The sequence below is a fragment of the Nonomuraea sp. NPDC050643 genome, from assembly GCF_040654715.1.
GTDB lineage: Bacteria > Actinomycetota > Actinomycetes > Streptosporangiales > Streptosporangiaceae > Nonomuraea.
Window position 1 is genome coordinate 19,181 of the sequence record NZ_JBFAIM010000083.1, and the last position, 16,160, is coordinate 35,340.

Genomic DNA, 16,160 nt, shown 5'->3' on the forward strand with positions numbered 1-16,160 from the left:
ACATCCCGGCTAACGGGTGAGGAGCATTCCATGCGACGCTCGGAAAGGCTGCTGTACGCGGCCAACGGGGTCGATCTCCGGGTGGCGGACGTCGAGCTGACCGGTGGGGAACGAGTGGAGCGGCCGTTCGTGCGGGTGCCCAGAGCCGCCGGAGCGGTGGTGTTCCATGGCGGGCGCGTCTTACTACTGTGGCGGCACCGCCTCATCACGGACACCTGGGGATGGGAGATCCCGCTCGGCGAGATCGGCCCGGACGAGGAGCCGGAGGAGGCGGCGGCGCGGCACGTGGAGGCGCAGACGGGCTGGCTCCCCGGCCCGTTGCGGCCCCTGATCCGGATCCGCCCCGCCGAGGACGTGGCCGACTGCGAACACCTCGTCTTCGCCGCCCACCACGCCTCCCCCGCGGCCACGGAGCCCACCGCAAACCCGGCTGGGGACCCGGCTGCGGGCCGGGCCCGGGGTGTGGCCGGGGACGAGGAGGTCGGGCGGGCCGAATGGCTGCCGACCCTGCGCATCCAGGGGCTGATCGGCGAGCAGGCCATCACCTCGGCCACCACGTCGGCGGCCCTGCTGCACTTCCTGGCCGGCCTGCTGCAGGCCAGACCCGCGCACTAGGCCCTCACCAGCGCAGTTCGCCGCACCCCGTGAAGAGGCCGAGAACATACCCCCCACCCGTAAGTAGATCGATCCAGAACATGCCCGCTCAAATTCAATTCTTGACGAAGTTAATTACTGCTACCATGACCGCCATGCACCCTCGGCTCACCACCACCCCTGCGGCGACCACGGTGTTCACCATGGTGTTGACGCAGGGTCCGGTCTCCCGGGTGGAGATCGCCAGGCGGACCGGCCTGTCGTCGGCCGCCGTCACCAAGGCCGCTCGCCCGTTCATCGACGCGGGCTATCTGGAGGAGCTGGAGGCGACCGAGCGCACGGGGCCGGGCGCCGGACGTCCGGCCAGCCCGCTGGTGATCAGACCGGATCGAGAGTTCTTCATCGGTGTGAAGATCACCGATGACGAGCTCATAGGGGTGGTCACCGATCTGCGCGCGCAGCCGCTCGTCTCCGCCCACCGCCCGCTGACCGCCTCGGCGGTCGAAAACGTCGTCGCGGAGCTGGCCGCCCTGGTGAGCGGGCTGCTCGACGCCGACCCCGCCTACCGCGAGCGCTGCCACGCGCTGGGGCTGGCCGTGTCGGGTGACGTCGACAAGGCCGGCGGGCTGGTGCGCTACTCGCCCTTCCTGGGCTGGCGGCAGGTGCCGCTGGCCCGGCTGGCCGCCGAGGCGACGGGCCTGACCGTCACGATCGAGAATGACGTCAAGTCGCTCACCGTCGCCGAGCAGTGGTTCGGCGACGGCGTGGGAGCGTCGTCGTTCGCGCTGGTCACCGTGGGGGTGGGGATCGGCTGCGGGCTGGTGGTCAACGACCGCGTGGTGGCCGGCTCGCACGGGGTGGCCGGGGAGATCGGCCATATCCCCGTCGGCGGCGACGAGCCGGAATGTCACTGTGGCGGACGCGGCTGCGTCGAGGCGATCGCCGGGACCGCGCCTCTGGTGGCGGCGGTCGGCGCGGCGACCGGCCGGGAACCGATGACCGTCGAGGCGGCGATCGAGGCCGCGCGCGCGGGGGACCCGGCGGCGCGGGAGGTGTTCGCGCGGGCGGGGCACGCGATCGGGCTGGCCATGGCGTCCATGGCCAATCTGATCGGGCCCGAGCGGATCATCGTGACGGGGGACGTGCCGGGGCTGGCGTCTTACGAGCTGTTCGAGGAGCAGGTCAAGCGGTCGTTCGCGGCCCAGGCGTTCGGTGCGGCGGCCGACTGCCGGGTGTTGCTGCGCCCGAGGACGTTCGAGCAGTGGGCACGCGGCGCGGCCGCGGTGGCCGTCCAGACCCTCTTCAGCGTGTAGGAGCTCATGCATGACCGCCTCTCCTGCCGGTATTTGGCAACCTCACGACCAGGCGTCACGGCGGCTGGTGGAGGTCATCGCGGCCGGACTGACCCTTGAGTGCTCGGCCGAGGCAAGAGCAGAGGCTGAGGGTGGGGCCGGCACACCGGCAGGGGCAGTGGCTGGACCTGGGACAGAGGACGCGGCCTGGCTTGCGGCGGAGGGCCCCTCGAAGGGCGCGACAGCGGACGCGGCCGGGACAGCGGCGCAGGGCCCCTCGAAGGGCCCGGCGGAGGCCGGGGCGCAGGGCCTGGTGGACGCTGGGGGGCGGGTGGGGTTGGAATGGGTTGTCGCCGAGGTCGGGGACGGTGTGGTCGAGGTGCGGGTGGTGCCTGATCGGGCCGCGCTCGTGCGGGTGGCGTGGCGGGTGCCGTGTGTGGGCGCGACCGCGTTCTGGGCGGCCGACGGCGGGGAGCATCGGGGGTTGCCGCCGTTCTGGCGGCGGCCGCGCACCGCCGCCCTTGAGCGGAACGCGCCCGTCGGTTGCCTGGTGGGAGCCGGTGACGTGGCCTTGTGCGCGTACGCGGTCGGCGAGGTCGTGCGGCCCGTGCGGACCCGTACCGGGGTGGTGGAGGAGACCGGGGAGTTCGGGTTCTGGGTGGAGCACGAGGCGGAGCCCGGGACCGGGCTGGTGCTGCGGCTGGACGTCGGGCGGCGGCACTTCGCGCGGGCGCTGGCCGGGATGGCGGAGTGGTGGGGCGAGTCGCACGGGCCGGTGCGCGAGGTGCCCGAGGTGGCGCGGATGCCCGCCTACTCCACCTGGTACGCCATGCAGCAGCACGTCGACGCCGGCGGCGTGGAACGGCAGGCGGGCCCGGCGGCCGGGCTGGGCTGTGCGGCGATCATCGTGGACGACGGCTGGCACAGCGACGACCGGGGCCGTGGGTACGGGTTCGTCGGCGACTGGGAGCCCTCCCCCACCGCCTTTCCTGATATTTCGGCGCATGTCGCCAAGGTCCGCGCCGAAGGACTCGCCTACCTCCTCTGGTACGCTCTCCCCTTCGCCGGCCGCCACACCGCCCTCTGGGACCGCGTACAGGGCTACACCCTGGCCTACAAGGACCACATGAACGCGGCCGTCGTCGATCCCCGCTACCCCTTCGTCCGCGACCTGCTGGCCGCCCGCCTCGCCCGCGCCGTCGGCGAGTGGGGCATGGACGGCCTCAAGATCGACTTCATCGACCAGTTCGCCGTGGAGGACCCGCCCGAGCCGGGCCCCGAGGCCGACTGCGCCACGGTCAACGAGGGCGTGCGCAGGCTGCTGGCCCAGTTGCCCCAGGACTGCCTGGTGGAGTTGCGCCAGCCGTACGTGAGCCCGGGGCTGTGGCCGTACGCCACGATGGTGCGCGCCTCCGACTGCCCGCTCAGCCCCGCCCACAACCGCCAGCGCACCGTGGACCTGCGGCTGATCGCCGGGCCGCTGGCCGTGCACGCGGACATGCTGATGTGGCACCCCGGCGAGAGCCCGCAGCGGGTCGCGGCCCAGCTCATCAACGTGCTGTTCGCGGTCCCGCAGATCTCCGTCGACCTGACCGCGCAGACCCCGGCGCAGGAGGAGGCCCTGCGCTTCTGGCTGGCCTTCTTCCGCGAGCACGCCGCCGTCCTGCAGCGCGGCGACTTCCTGCCCGCCCGCCCCGACCTGGCCTACCCGCAGGTGACGGCCCGCGCGGAGGGCACGGTGATCACGGCCCGCTACGCGCCGCTGCCGGTCGAGGTGCCCGCCACCGGCACGCTGTGGCTGGCCAACGGCGACGCCTCCGCCGCCGTGCTCCTCCGGGTCGCCGGCCCCGGTACGGCCCGCGCCACGGTCCGCGACTGCCGGGGCCGCGTCGAGGGCGACGAGATCGTGACGCTGGCCCCCGGGCTGGTGGAGGTCACCGTGCCCGAGGGCGGTCTGCTGCGTCTGGAGCGCCGGGAGGAACCCGGCGACTGAGGGCGTGGGTCAGGATCGCCGCAGGCGGTCCAGGAGCTGAGCCTGGTAGAGCGAGGGCGGCAGGAGGCCGGGGACGTTCGGGCCCTCGATGTGGCCGGCCGGCTGCGGGAACGGCCCGTCGCCCGTCACCGTGCCCCGGCAGCCGATCGCGTAGTTCTGGGCCGTCGGCGGTTTCTGCACGATGAGCCGGCTGGTCGCCACGTCGCAGTTCCAGGCCACGGAGTGGGCCGCCGACCAGCCGTGCGAGGTGCCGTAGCGGCCCCGGTTGTACAGGCCCAGCGTGTAGTCGTAGTGCGGGTCCACGTCCTTGTGGCCGTCGAACAGCAGCCCCTGCGACCAGCGCCGATGGCCCTCGCTGGAGTTGAGCGCGTACTCCGCCGTGCCGCGCAGGAAGACGACGCCCGAGACCGTGCTGTGCCCGTTGGAGACGAACGCGTGCCTGGCCTTGTAGGCATGGCAGTCGCGGAAGAGCACCTGCTGGGAGTAGACGTAGGTGTTGAAGTTGTAGCGCCTGCTGCCGGTGACGACGCTGACGGGGTCGATGGCGCGGCAGTTCTCGACCGTGGCGCGGGTGGTCTCCTGGGTGGCCACCCCGGCCTGGGTGAAGTGCAGCATCGTGCAGTCCCGCACCCACGAGTCCTCGGTACGCAGCAGGACGACCGCGTTGTAGGCGTGGTCCTCGTCCTGCTCGGGGTCACCGTGGTATTCGATGTCCACGCGCAGCCGCTCCACCCCGACCTCGGTGACGAGCCCGGCCCGGTCCCACTTGTAGAGGGAGGAGGTGGCGTGGGAGCGGTTGAGGTGGTTGAAGACCGGCACATCGATGGTCACGACATTTCCTGAGATGTCGCGTACGTAGCGGTTGTAGATGATCGGCTGCTCGCCGACCTTCCACGCCGGTCCCACGTCGTGGCCGCCGTAGTCGATGGCCTTCAGCCACTCCTCGGTGCAGGGATGGTGGATCACGACGTTGTCGCCCGGCCGCAGCGCGCCCGGGTTCGCCACCTCGAACGCGCGCGCGCCCACCTGCACGAACCCGGTGGTGATCTCGGTACGGGTGCCCGGCACCTCGCCGCCCCAGCCGCCGCCCGCGACCCCGCCGGCCACGATCACGTCCCGGTCCTTCGGGTTGTTCCCGGTCGCCTTGATGATCGTGTTGCCCGCCGGGTCCTCGCCGTCGCCCGCGCCGCGCAGCACGGTGCCGCTCGCCCGCACGTACAGCGTCCCGGCGACCGGGTAGAGGCCGGGCAGCAGGAGCAGGGCGCCGCGCCGTGCCCGGGGCAGCGCGCCGACGGCGTCGAGCGCGGCCTGGATGTGCGCGGTGTTGTCGCCCTCGACCGGCCGGATCACCTTCACCACGGGCACGTGCGGGATCGGCCGCTCGCCGTTGCGGTAGCCGGCGTGGCTGAAGTCGGGGACGCGGTTGCCCTCGGCGTCCTGCTCGTAGACGAGCCGTCCCCGCCGGTCGTACCGCACCAGCCGGGACTGCCAGACCGCCGGCGTGCCCGCGACGGCCGTACCGCCTGCCGCGGCGGTGAACGCCAGCGCGCCGCCCGCCGCGAGCAGCCCGCGCCTGGTGAGGTCAGCTCCCATTCACGGCCTCCCCGATGACGATCTTGTCGAGCTCCGGCCCGCGGGCCGTGTGCCCGAAGAACCTGATCGTGTTGACCCCGGCCACCAGGTCCACCGGCACACTGGCGGTCGTGACCGTGTCCTTGGTCCCGGTCATCGGCACCTGGATCGCGTCACCGCCGTTGACGCTGACGGAGAACGACTGCGCGCCGTCCACCAGCGCGTGCACGGTCATCCGCCGCGGCCCGGCGGTCTCCGCCAGCACGCCCTTGACCACGGCGTAGTCGTAGACGTTGCCGCCGATGAGGATGACCTTGCGCCCGCCCGAGCACACCTTGCAGTACGCGGGCTCGGCCGCGCCCTCCCAGACGTTCCCGACCCGCTCGGCCTCGTACGTCCCCGGGCTCCGGTCCGGCGGCGGCAGCGAGACGGGCGGCGTCGCGGGCCCGAGCTGCTCCGCCGTGAGGTCCTTGACCAGCAGGTACGTCTCCTGCAACCCGGTACTGCGGATGCTGCGGTAGATGCCCCACTTCGGCCGGTTGTACTGCTCATCGGTCCACCACAGGTCGATCCCGTCCACCCGCTGGTCGACGATCGTGCGCCGCCCGTCCCGCAGGGCCCACCGCATGTATCCGTCGTCACCCGACCTGAACTCGATCACGGTGGTCACCCAGCGGTTCTGGATCGGCTCCAGGTCGGCCGTCGCGAAATCGTGCGCCCTGTTGTCCGCCAGCGTCCAGTAGCGGGCCACGATCTTCTGCACGCCGCCGACGACCGGCAGCGAGATCTGCGCGACGGGGGTGCCGATGTCGGAGGTCTTGAGCTGCCAGATGTGGCTGAAGCCGGTGGTCGCGTCGAGCGTGTCCGGAATGTACATCCGGTACGTGAGCCGCCACGTCTCGTCCTTCCGGATCTCCAGCGGCCGCCCGTCGGCGGCGCGCATGCCGCGTACCTCGTTGCGCATGCGGTCGGAGCCGTCGCGGTCCTCCAGGTGCGCGTCGAAGCGCCAGGCACCGCCCTCGGCCCGGACGTGCGGCTGCCCCTCGGGGTGGGAGCCGCGCCGGTCGTCCTCCAGCGCCTCGAACGCGCCGACCCCGTCGCGCCACGGGCTCGGCTCCCAGCGCCGCTCCCAGCGCGGCGCCGCCCCGGCGGGGATGGCGGCGCCGACCTGGACGAGCAGCGCCACGGCGCAGAGCACGCTCACCAGGCGGGCGCTCACTCGGCGCTCCCGGTGAGCTGGTGGGCCTGCAGGTTCCTGATCAGCAGGTAGGTGTTCTGCAGCCCGGAGCTGTTGATGCTGCGGTAGATGCCCCACTTCGGGCGCAGGTACTCGTCGTCGCCCCGCCACAGGTCGGTGCCGTCCATGCGCCGGTCGACGAGCGTGGTGGAGCCGTCCTTGAGCGTCCAGCGCAGGTAGCCGTTGTCGGCGGCCTTGAACTCGAAGGTGGTGTCCAGCCACCTGCCCTGGATCGGGTTGAGGTTCGTGCTGCCGACCTCGTGGGTCTGCTCGGACTCGTCCCAGTACCTGACGTTGATCTTCGGGGTGCCGCCCGAGATCGGCAGCGACATCGTGTAGAGGGGCGCGCCGGAGCCGGGCGTCTTCATCTGCGCGATGTGGCTGAAGGAACTGGTGGCGTCGAGTGAGGTGGGGATGTAGAGCTGGTAGCTGATCCGCCAGGTCTGGTTCTCCAGGATCTTGAGGTACGAGCTACTGCTCGTGCGCATGCCCTTGACCTCGTTCCGCTGCCGGTCGGAGCCGTCGCGGTCCTGGGTGTGCATGTCGAAGCGGTAGGCGCCGCCGGAGACGTAGATGTGCGTGGCGCCGGAGTGGGAGTCGGCGCGGTCGTCCTCGATGCCCTCGAACGCGGCGGCCACGCTCTGGCTGGCCGGGTCGGGGTTCCAGCGCAGGGTCCAGGCGGCCGCGCCGGCGGGGAGGGCTGTGGCGGTGAGGGTCATCAGTGCGGCCATGACGCCGCCGAGTCGCTTGATCATGAGATCTCTCTCCTGAGGTGAAGCGTGAACCCGCCGTTGGGGGGTACGGCGAGGTCGAGCTTGCCCCCGGCGGAGACGGTGACCGTCTCGGCGAGGATCCGGTCGCCAGGGGCGTCCCGGTAGATCTCGGCCGTCCACTCCCCCTCGTCGAGGAAGCCGAGCGGCACGGTGAGCGTGCGGGCCTCGCCCGCGACGCCGGCGCCGACGTACCAGTCGCCGCCGCTCCTCCTGGCCAGCAGGAGGTGGTCGGCGGGGTCGCCGGACAGCAGCCGCGTCTCGTCCCACGCGGTGGGGACGGACGACAGCAGCCGCAGCGCCTCCGGCCTGGCCTCGTAGGCCTCGATGCCGTCGGCGAAGTGCTGGACGCCGGATTCGAAGAGCACCGACAGGGCCAGTTCGAACCCGGCCGAGATCACGCGGACGCCGGTGAACGTGCACGGGGTGAAGTCCATCGGGCCCTGCACGTTGCGGGTGAAGGCGAGCGCGAGGTAGTGGGTGGCCGCGTACAGCGGCTGTTTGCCGGGCTTGGGCTTGATCCACTCGGCGCCCTTGACCGCCTCGGCCGTCATGAAGTGCGGCCAGGTGCGCTCGGTGCCGCGCGGGATCGTGCCGCCGTGGAAGACGACCATGAGCCGGAGCCGGGCGGTGGCGGCCAGGATGGCGTCGAACCAGCGCATGCGGTCCTGGCCGTCCGACTCGGTGAAGTCGATCTTCACGCCGACGGCGCCCCACTGCTTCCAGAGCGCGAGCTTCTCGCGGTGCTCCAGCTCGGTGTCCACGTGCTGCCAGTGGGACCACAGCCAGACGCCGACGCCCTTCTCGCCGGCGTAGGCGATGAGCTCGGGCATCCACTCCTTGTTCCAGCCGGCGTCGGCCAGCACGTACGGCCAGCCGTGGGCGGCGGCGAAGTCCACCCAGCGCTTCTGGGCGTCCAGGTCGCGGGTGGAGGGGCCGTCCGACCACCAGGACCAGGCGACGGCCCCCGGGCGGATCCACCCGGTGTCCTCGACCTCGGAAGGGGCCGCGAGGCTGGTGACCAAGTCGCTCTCCACGATCGTGGCCAGGTCGCCGACGATCATCGTGCGCCACGGGGTGACGAGGGGGCTGGCCGCGGTCACGTACGGGTCGGGCAGGTCGAGGCGGAAGGCGTGGCCGTCGAAGCGCAGGCGGGAGCCGGCGTAGCCGCTGTCCAGGTCCGACTCGGTGACGAGCAGCCAGGTGCCGCCGGTGTGGAAGAGCGACGGGTAGCCGTACAGGATGGGCTCGGCGGCGGTGACCGTGGTGTGGCGGTGGATCTCCTCGTAGTCGCACCGCCCGTTCTCGTACGGCAGCAGCACCGCGCGGGCGTCGCCCGGCACGACGTACTCCGACAGTTCCTCGGTCACGGTGACGGGCCCGGTCCAGGGGACCGCGTACCGGTAGGCCACGCCGCCCCCGCCGATCCGGACCACGAGGTCGAGCCGGTGCCGGCCCTTGGCGAACGACAGCGTCCACTCCCCTGCTGCGTACCGGTGCTCACGCCGTTTGCCCGTCACGGTCCGATAGGCATCCTCGATCCGCCGCTCGGCGGCGCCGGCGAAGGCCAGCCCCGTGGTCAGGTCCTCGTGGGCGGCCCGGATCCCGAGCCGGGACGGCCTGAGCACGGTGCGGCCCTCGTGCCGCACCTCCAGCGTCAGCTCGCCGACCGCGCTGAGCGCGACCGTCGCTTCCAGATCGTCCTCGCTGAGCGTCCACTCCGGCACAAGTCCTCCAGTACGAAGAGATAGGAGGAGTCGACCGCGGCCCGCTACTCTGCGGGGCCGGTCGCGGCGGCTGCGAACGGGCGGCCACCCGACTCCTCACAGTGCGCCCGAGCCTAGGTTGCAAGCGCTTTCAATTCAATTCTTGACGAAGTTAATTACCAGGTCTACGGTACGGCCATGCCTCACGGACCGTCTCAGGAAGCCCAGACGGGCCCGGCTATTCATCCGACCTCTGCCGCGCGTCCGGCCAGATTCCGCCAGCAGCGCTTCGACCTGTCCGCTCCGGACGAGTGGCACCCTCACCCGGCGGCCCCCCTCGCGGCGGCCGTACCGGTGATCGAGCACTTCCTCTGAAAGGCCCTGTCCCATGGAGATGAACCGCCGAAGGCTGCTGGCCCTCGCGGTCGCCCTGCCCGCGCTCACCGCGTGCGCCGGTGACACCCGCCAGCGTCCCCAGGCTCAGCCCTCCGGCCCGGTCAAGTCCGGAGTCCCGGAGCTCGACCCGAACCGGCCCGGCAACGAGACCTGGCCCTACGCGGAGGCCGAGGCGCTCGACAAGTCGCTGACCTGGCCCACGACGCAGGTGCCCGAGCCGTCGTCCAAGGTCGTGCTGACCGTGGCCATCACGGCCGACGTCATCGCCGAGGTGCGCAACGCCCAGTTCGACCTGTTCTTCAAACGGCGCCACCCGAACATCGAGATCAAGCGCGAGACCTCCACGTTCGACGGCTACCTCACGAAGTACATGGCCCAGGCGGCGGGCGGCAAGCTGCCCGACGTCATGTACACGCACTACAGCTGGGCCCAGAACTTCATCGCCAACGACGTGTTCGAGCCGCTGGAGCCGTACATCGCCAGGACCCCCGGGTTCGGCATGGACGACCTGCCGGAGAACGCGCTCGGCTACTTCAAGGACGGCGGCGGCAAGCTCCACGCCCTGCCCACGGACATGGCCCCCAAGCTGCTCTTCTTCAACAAGGACATCTTCGACGCGGCCGGCGTCGACCACCCCGACGAGTCCTGGACCGTCGAGAAGATGGTCGAGACCGCGAAGAAGCTGACCAAGGGCGAGGGCGCGCAGAAGATCTTCGGCTTCACCCCGATGCCGCTCCCGGCGCCCGACCTGGCCACGATCTTCCTGCTCCCGTACGGCGGCCGCTTCCTCAGCCAGGACGAGATGTCGGTGGCCATCACGCAGGAGCCGGCCAGGAAGGCCATGGGCATGTGGCTGGACGTGCTGCTCAAGGACAAGGCGGTGCCCAGCCTGGCCGAGCTCAACCAGGTGCTGGAGAAGGTGGAGCCGTTCAAGACCGGCAAGGCCGCGATGTCGATCCAGGGCGCCTGGATCCTCACCGAGCTGGCCAAGCAGAAGTCGTTCACGTGGGGGGCCGTGGCCGTGCCGAAGGGCCCGGCGGGCCGCTTCACCCCGGCGGTGGGCAGCGCGCTGGCCATGACGGCGACCTCGCAGCAGAAGGACGCCGCCTGGATCTACCTCAACGAGTACCTGTCCTCCACCGGCCAGCAGTTCCGCCGCATCAGCGCCCCGGCCCGCCAGTCCGCCTGGCTGCCGAACGCCGAGGCGCTGGGCATCCCCAAGGACGTCATCGAGGTCGCGCAGCAGGCGATGAAGGACTACGCCACCAGCGACGGCGTCATGCACCTGCCCGCCAACAAGAAGGTCGTGGACACGGCCAAGCCGATCTGGGAGCAGGCCATGATCGGCAAGATCGGCCTGAACGAGGCGCTCGACCAGATCGCCGCCAAGGTCACGCCGCTGCTGGCCGAGAACAAGATCGCATGACGGCGGTCAGCGTCGGCAGGCGGCGCCGGCCCGTCTCCGCGAGCCGGCGCGAGGCGCGGCGCTTCCACCTGTTCGTCTCGCCGTGGGTGATCGGGTTCGTCTTCTTCAGCGGCGGCCCGATCCTCGCCTCCGTCGTGCTCAGCTTCACCAAGTGGAACCTGCTGCGCCCGCCCGAGTGGATCGGGTTCGAGAACTACCGGAAGATGCTGGCCGACGCGGAGTTCTGGGACGCGGTCGGCAACACCTTCTACTACGGCCTCGGCTCCGTGGCGCTCGGCGTGACCTTCACCCTGTTCCTGGCCATGCTGCTCAACCAGCCGCTGCGCTTCCAGGGTCTCTTCCGCACCGTGATGTACATGCCGTCGGTGGTCTCGGGCGTGGCCACCGCGCTGCTCTGGCTGAACATCCTGCACCCCGACTACGGGCTGATCAACAAGCTGCTGGCGATGGCCGGCATCACCGGCCCCGGCTGGCTGGGCTCGCCCGAGTGGGCGATGCCCGCGCTGATCCTCATGAGCGTGTGGGGCGCCGGCAACACGATCATCATCTACCTGGCCGGCCTGCAGGGCATCCCCAAGTCCCTGTACGAGGCCGCGGAGATCGACGGGGCCGGCTGGTGGCGCCGGTTCTGGAGCGTGACCGTGCCCATGATGTCGCCGGTCATCTTCTTCAACGTGGTCACCGGGTTCATCGCGAGCATCCAGGCGTACACGCTGATCCTCATCATGACCGAGGGCGGCCCGGCCAACTCCACGATGGTGCTCGGCCTCTACATCTACCGGCACGCGTTCGTCTACTTCGACATGGGGTACGCCGCCGCGCTCTCGTGGGCGATGTTCGTCATCGTCATCGCCGTCACCTTCATCCAGTTCCGCCTGGCCAGGCGCTGGGTCCACTACGAGTTCAAGTGAGGAGGCCGTGATGCTGCTGGAGACGGCCAGGCCCGCGGCCACCCCGTCGAGGGCCCTCACCGCCGCGCAGGCGGAGCGCGTGCGGCGGATCAGGCGCACGGGCGCCTACCTGCTGCTGGTGATCGCCACGGCCGTGTTCGTGCTGCCGTTCCTGTGGATGATCACCACGTCGCTCAAGTCGGACGCGGAGAACCTGGCCTTCCCGCCGGAGTTCCTGCCCAGCTCCTTCCACGTCGAGAACTACGCCCGCGGGTGGAGCGGCAGCCTGCCGTTCAACACGTTCCTGATCAACAGCGTCCTCATCACCGCGCTGTCCATGCTGGGGAACCTGGTCTCGTGCGTGCTGCCCGCCTACGCCTTCGCCCGGCTGCGGGCCAGGGCGGCGGGCGTGATGTTCGCGCTGATGCTGGCGACCATGATGATCCCGCGGGAGATCACGCTGGTGCCGAAGTACATCATGTTCGCCAACCTCGGCTGGGTGGACACCTACCTGCCGCTGGTCGTGCCCGAGTTCTTCGGGGTGGCGCTCTACATCTTCCTGCTGCGGCAGTTCTTCACCACGATCCCGCAGGAGCTCATCGACGCCGCCCGCATCGACGGCGCCTCCGAGCTGCGCATCCTGTGGCGGGTCATGCTGCCGCTGTCGAAACCGGCGATCGCCTCCATCATGCTGTTCTCGTTCGTCGGGAACTGGAACCAGTACCTGGAGTCCGTGATCTACCTGCGGACGACGGACAAGTTCACGATCCCGCTGGGGCTGGCCATGTTCTCCGGCCAGTACGCGACCCAGTACAACCAGATGATGGCGGTGGCCCTGATCACGCTGATGCCGATCCTGATCCTGTTCTTCATCGCGCAGAAGACGTTCATCAAAGGCGTCACGCTCACCGGGATCGCGGGCCGCTGACCCTCTTGACGATTCAAATGAACGATCATTTTAATTTGCCACATGGGACGCATCGCGGGCGTGACGGCGGCGGAGACGCGTGAGCGGTTACTGCGCGCCGCCGCCGACGTCTTCGCCCAGCGCGGCTACGACGGCACGCGCGTCGCCGACATCGCCGCCGCCGCGGGTGTGAGCAACGGCGCCCTGTACGCCCACTTCGGCTCGAAGGCGGAGCTGCTCGTGGCCGCGCTGCGCGCGCACAAACGGCGGCTGCTGGCCGGCCTGTTCGCCGCCGATCCCGACCGGTCGGCCACCGAGCTCCTCCTCGCCATCGGGCTCCGGCTCCCGGAGCGGCGCGACGCCGCCGGCCACCTGATCGTCGAGGCCCTGGTCGCGGCCCGCCGGGACGAGGACGTGGCCGGGCCGACGCGCGACTACGTCGGCGAACGCGCGGCCTGGATCGCCGAGCTCGTGCAGGTGGCACAGGGCGAAGGCGAGTTCGACACCGCGCTGTCGCCGGACGCGGTGGCCCACTTCTGTCTCCTGCTCGCGATGGGCAGTGCGCTCGTCACCCCCGACCTGCACGCGGTGGACCGCGAGGAGTGGGCCGCGCTGCTCACCCGCGTCATCGGTGCTCTGGCCCCCACCGAGGAGACATGACATGAGCGTGGACGACCGTTTCGTCCAGGATTTCCAGCGGGGCGAGGAGGACGAGCCCACCGGCGTACGCAACGAGATCGTCACCGGGCCGGTCTCGGACTGGGCGACCGACTTCTCCCACCTTGAGCCCGAGTGGGCCGCGGACCCCTACCCGATCCTCGCGGACCTGCGGAAGCGCTGCCCGATCGCGCACACCGGGCGGTTCGGCGGCGGCTGGTTACCGACCCGCTACGAGGACGTCGCCGCGATCGCGTACGACACCGAGCGCTTCTCGTCGCGGGCGATCGTCATGGGCAACTTCCGGCCGCCCCACGAGCTGGCCCCCGTGGGCAGCACGCCGCCGATCTCCTCCGACCCGCCCTTCCACCACCACGCGCGCAAGCTGCTGCTCCCGGCGTTCACCAAGAGCGCGGTCCAGAAGCGGGAGGAGGCGGCGCGGGCGACGTGCCACGAGCTCATCGACGCGTTCGAGGGACGGCCGTCCGTGGACGCCGCCCGCGAGTACGCCCAGCACATCCCGGTCCGTGTCATCGCCGACCTGCTGGGCTTCCCCCAGGAGGACGGCCCGCGCTTCACCCGCTTCATCGAGAACGTGCTCGAAGGCGTCAACCTGCCGCCCGAGGAGCGGATGGCCCGGATGGACGAGCTGTTCGACTACCTGCTCGCGCAGATCCGCGACCACCTCGACCATCCGCGCGACGACCTGACGACCTATCTCGTCAACGCGGAGCTGCACGGCCACAAGCTCGAGCGGTCGCACGTGGCCGGCACGATGGCCCTGCTGCTCATCGCGGGCATCGACACGACGTGGAGCGCGATCGGCGCGTCGCTGTGGCACCTGGCCAGGACGCCGGCCGACCGGGAGCGGCTGGTCGCGGAGCCGGGGCTGTTGCCGACCGCGATGGAGGAGTTCCTGCGGGCCTACGCGCCGGTCACGATGGCGCGGCTGGTCAGGGAGGACATGAGCTGGAACGGCGTCGACATGAAGGCCGACGACTGGATCCTGCTGTCCTTTCCCGCGGGCAACCGCGACCCCGGGCAGTTCGAGCGGGCGGACGAGGTGGTGATCGACCGTGAGGTGAACCGGCACGCCGCGTTCGGGCTGGGCATCCACCGGTGCGTGGGCTCGCACCTGGCGCGGATGGAGCTGCGGGTCGCGCTCGAGGTGTGGCTCGAACGCGTCCCGGTCTTCTCCCTCGACGACCCGGCGGCGGTGATCTGGTCCACCGGGCAGGTACGCGGCCCGCGCGCCCTGCCCCTCCGCCTGGGGCGCTGAGCCCCGCCTCCTGACGCCTTTGCCGGAGAGGCGTCAGGAGGACGTCGCGCAGGCCAGGCGGGCGGCGGCCCAGTCGCCGTGGTCGGCGCCGTTGCCGTCTCCGCCGTCCGTGATGCGCAGCTCCAGCAGCTCACCCCCCGTGACGTCGGCCGACAGCGCCTCCGCGCCGCCCGCCCCGGTCAGCACGCCGGAGGCCGCGCGCCGCTGCCCGTCCACCCACACCTCGAAGGCCACCGAGCCGCTGCCGCCCATCTCGTCGTCCACCCCGACGTCGGCGCGGAACGTGGTGCACCGGCCGCCCAGGTCGATGGCGATCCGCGACGGCGCGTGCGCGCCGATGCCCTTCTCGTACGTCCGGCCGCCGACGGACAGCGTCCGGCCGTCGCCGGCCGGCTGCTCGCCGTTGCTGCGGTCGCGCTCCACCGGCCCCCAGCCGTTCTCCGACGCCGTGAACGGCAGGTCGCTCGCCCACACGCTGCCCGCCGGGAGCGGGGTGCGCAGCGTCGTCGCGGCCCGCGCGGTGACGGGAAAGCCGGAGGAGGTGGCCGTGACCGTGGCGGTCAGCTCGTGCTCGCCGAAGTCCGTGCCCGCGGGTGGGGTGACGGTGAAGGCGGCCTGTCCGGGCGTGCCGTGGGCGACCGTGCCGAGGTCGGCCGTGGCGGGGGTGACCGTCCAGCCCTGCGGCGCGGCCACGGTGACCGTCGTGCCGGTCAGGCCGTCCGCGCAGCCGGCCGCGACGGTGACGGTGATCCGCTCGGGTGCGCCGGGCTCGGCGTTCCCGTCGCCGGTCGCGGTCACGTCCGGCGGGCAGGGGGCCGTCACGCCGGAGTCCACCACGCCGCCGGCCCGGACCTCCTTGGCGGTGAGCGGGCGCAGCGTCAGCGTGTAGTCCTGGGTCTTGCCCGGGGGCACGCGGTACTCGGTCAGCACCGAGTTGGGCGTCTCCCCCATGCCCGTCTCGCCGATCGCCGCGTGCAGGGTGATCCAGCCGTCGTTGCGCACGAGCGGGAGCTGGAAGTCGTACTCGGCGCGGTCGAGGTCGTCGTACCGGGTGGCGCTGACGTCGATCGGGCCGTCGGTCCTGCCGACGAGCAGCCCGGCGCCCCGGCCGTCGTTGAGCGTCACCCAGCGGGCCCCGGTGTGGTTGCCGTACGCCTGCGGCCGGGAGTAACGCACGTACTCCCGGTCCACGTCGCCGCGCCACACGCCGGTGAAGGCGCCGCTCGACCGGTCGTTGTACGTCTCCTGCGGCCCCTTGCCGTAGTAGGCGAGCCCGCGCATCGACTCCGGCACCTCGACCTGCACCCCGACCCGCGGCAGGTACGGCAGCGTGGTCAGCCGCGAGCCGCGCGGCACCACCCGGTGCCGCAGGCTGATCGTGCCCCGGCCGTCCACCCGGTAGCTCATGACCTGCTCGAACGACAACAGGCTCGCCATCCCG

The 16,160-nt window shown here is 71.3% G+C and carries 13 protein-coding genes; 8 read left to right on the plus strand and 5 right to left on the minus strand.

Annotated features, from left to right (window positions below; genetic code table 11):
• Nucleotides 1-30: 30 nt before the first annotated feature.
• From AB0I15_RS57740 to AB0I15_RS57750, 3 genes are all read left to right on the plus strand, one after another.
• A complete protein-coding gene (locus AB0I15_RS57740) occupies nt 31-615 on the plus strand; it encodes an NUDIX hydrolase (protein WP_358117188.1) in 585 nt (194 codons plus the stop codon).
• A 134-nt stretch (nt 616-749) separates the two neighbouring features.
• On the plus strand, nt 750-1,907 hold the full coding sequence (locus AB0I15_RS57745; RefSeq protein WP_358117190.1) for an ROK family transcriptional regulator: 1,158 nt from the start codon (nt 750-752) through the stop codon (nt 1,905-1,907).
• 316 nt (nt 1,908-2,223) lie between these two features.
• Nucleotides 2,224-3,879, plus strand: coding sequence for a glycoside hydrolase family 36 protein (locus tag AB0I15_RS57750; protein ID WP_358117192.1), 1,656 nt, complete (start codon nt 2,224-2,226; stop codon nt 3,877-3,879).
• A 9-nt stretch (nt 3,880-3,888) separates the two neighbouring features.
• Here the strand turns inward: AB0I15_RS57750 and AB0I15_RS57755 are convergent, their stop codons facing one another.
• The 4 genes from AB0I15_RS57755 to AB0I15_RS57770 are packed head-to-tail and all read right to left on the minus strand — an operon-like array spanning nt 3,889 to nt 9,185.
• Complete coding sequence (locus AB0I15_RS57755) at nt 3,889-5,472, minus strand: hypothetical protein (RefSeq protein ID WP_358117195.1); 1,584 nt, start codon at nt 5,470-5,472, stop codon at nt 3,889-3,891.
• Complete coding sequence (locus tag AB0I15_RS57760) at nt 5,462-6,670, minus strand: hypothetical protein (protein ID WP_358117198.1); 1,209 nt, start codon at nt 6,668-6,670, stop codon at nt 5,462-5,464. The genes AB0I15_RS57755 and AB0I15_RS57760 overlap by 11 nt, the downstream gene beginning before the upstream one ends.
• Nucleotides 6,667-7,443 carry a hypothetical protein gene (locus AB0I15_RS57765; RefSeq protein ID WP_358117201.1) on the minus strand — a complete coding sequence of 259 codons (777 nt, stop codon included), beginning with the start codon at nt 7,441-7,443 and terminating at the stop codon, nt 6,667-6,669. The genes AB0I15_RS57760 and AB0I15_RS57765 overlap by 4 nt, the downstream gene beginning before the upstream one ends.
• A complete protein-coding gene (locus tag AB0I15_RS57770) occupies nt 7,440-9,185 on the minus strand; it encodes a glycoside hydrolase family 97 catalytic domain-containing protein (RefSeq protein WP_358117204.1) in 1,746 nt (581 codons plus the stop codon). Before AB0I15_RS57770 ends, AB0I15_RS57765 begins: the two co-directional genes overlap by 4 nt.
• Before the next feature lie 373 nt (nt 9,186-9,558).
• Here AB0I15_RS57770 and AB0I15_RS57775 point away from each other — a divergent pair, with 373 nt between their 5' ends.
• The 5 genes from AB0I15_RS57775 to AB0I15_RS57795 are packed head-to-tail and all read left to right on the plus strand — an operon-like array spanning nt 9,559 to nt 14,719.
• Nucleotides 9,559-10,986 carry a sugar ABC transporter substrate-binding protein gene (locus AB0I15_RS57775; RefSeq protein WP_358117207.1) on the plus strand — a complete coding sequence of 476 codons (1,428 nt, stop codon included), beginning with the start codon at nt 9,559-9,561 and terminating at the stop codon, nt 10,984-10,986.
• Nucleotides 10,983-11,897 carry a sugar ABC transporter permease gene (locus tag AB0I15_RS57780; protein WP_358117209.1) on the plus strand — a complete coding sequence of 305 codons (915 nt, stop codon included), beginning with the start codon at nt 10,983-10,985 and terminating at the stop codon, nt 11,895-11,897. Before AB0I15_RS57775 ends, AB0I15_RS57780 begins: the two co-directional genes overlap by 4 nt.
• Nucleotides 11,898-11,907: 10 nt before the next feature.
• Nucleotides 11,908-12,804, plus strand: coding sequence for a carbohydrate ABC transporter permease (locus AB0I15_RS57785; RefSeq protein ID WP_358117211.1), 897 nt, complete (start codon nt 11,908-11,910; stop codon nt 12,802-12,804).
• A gap of 42 nt (nt 12,805-12,846) precedes the next feature.
• Nucleotides 12,847-13,443, plus strand: a complete 597-nt coding sequence (locus tag AB0I15_RS57790; protein WP_358117214.1) for a helix-turn-helix domain-containing protein — start codon at nt 12,847-12,849, stop codon at nt 13,441-13,443.
• A gap of 1 nt (nt 13,444) precedes the next feature.
• Nucleotides 13,445-14,719, plus strand: coding sequence for a cytochrome P450 (locus AB0I15_RS57795; protein ID WP_358117217.1), 1,275 nt, complete (start codon nt 13,445-13,447; stop codon nt 14,717-14,719).
• A gap of 33 nt (nt 14,720-14,752) precedes the next feature.
• Here AB0I15_RS57795 and AB0I15_RS57800 read toward each other — a convergent pair whose 3' ends face one another.
• Nucleotides 14,753-16,156, minus strand: coding sequence for an NPCBM/NEW2 domain-containing protein (locus AB0I15_RS57800; protein ID WP_358117220.1), 1,404 nt, complete (start codon nt 16,154-16,156; stop codon nt 14,753-14,755).
• Nucleotides 16,157-16,160: the final 4 nt, after the last annotated feature.

Coding starts and splice junctions, on each gene's coding strand:
- AB0I15_RS57785 (WP_358117211.1), top strand. CDS start 11,908: ATGCTGCTGGAGACGGCCAGGCCCGCGGCCACCCCGTCGAGGGCCCTC.
- AB0I15_RS57755 (WP_358117195.1), bottom strand. CDS start 5,472: ATGGGAGCTGACCTCACCAGGCGCGGGCTGCTCGCGGCGGGCGGCGCG.
- AB0I15_RS57780 (WP_358117209.1), top strand. CDS start 10,983: ATGACGGCGGTCAGCGTCGGCAGGCGGCGCCGGCCCGTCTCCGCGAGC.
- AB0I15_RS57795 (WP_358117217.1), top strand. CDS start 13,445: ATGAGCGTGGACGACCGTTTCGTCCAGGATTTCCAGCGGGGCGAGGAG.
- AB0I15_RS57800 (WP_358117220.1), bottom strand. CDS start 16,156: ATGGCGAGCCTGTTGTCGTTCGAGCAGGTCATGAGCTACCGGGTGGAC.
- AB0I15_RS57765 (WP_358117201.1), bottom strand. CDS start 7,443: ATGATCAAGCGACTCGGCGGCGTCATGGCCGCACTGATGACCCTCACC.
- AB0I15_RS57740 (WP_358117188.1), top strand. CDS start 31: ATGCGACGCTCGGAAAGGCTGCTGTACGCGGCCAACGGGGTCGATCTC.
- AB0I15_RS57775 (WP_358117207.1), top strand. CDS start 9,559: ATGAACCGCCGAAGGCTGCTGGCCCTCGCGGTCGCCCTGCCCGCGCTC.
- AB0I15_RS57790 (WP_358117214.1), top strand. CDS start 12,847: ATGGGACGCATCGCGGGCGTGACGGCGGCGGAGACGCGTGAGCGGTTA.
- AB0I15_RS57745 (WP_358117190.1), top strand. CDS start 750: ATGCACCCTCGGCTCACCACCACCCCTGCGGCGACCACGGTGTTCACC.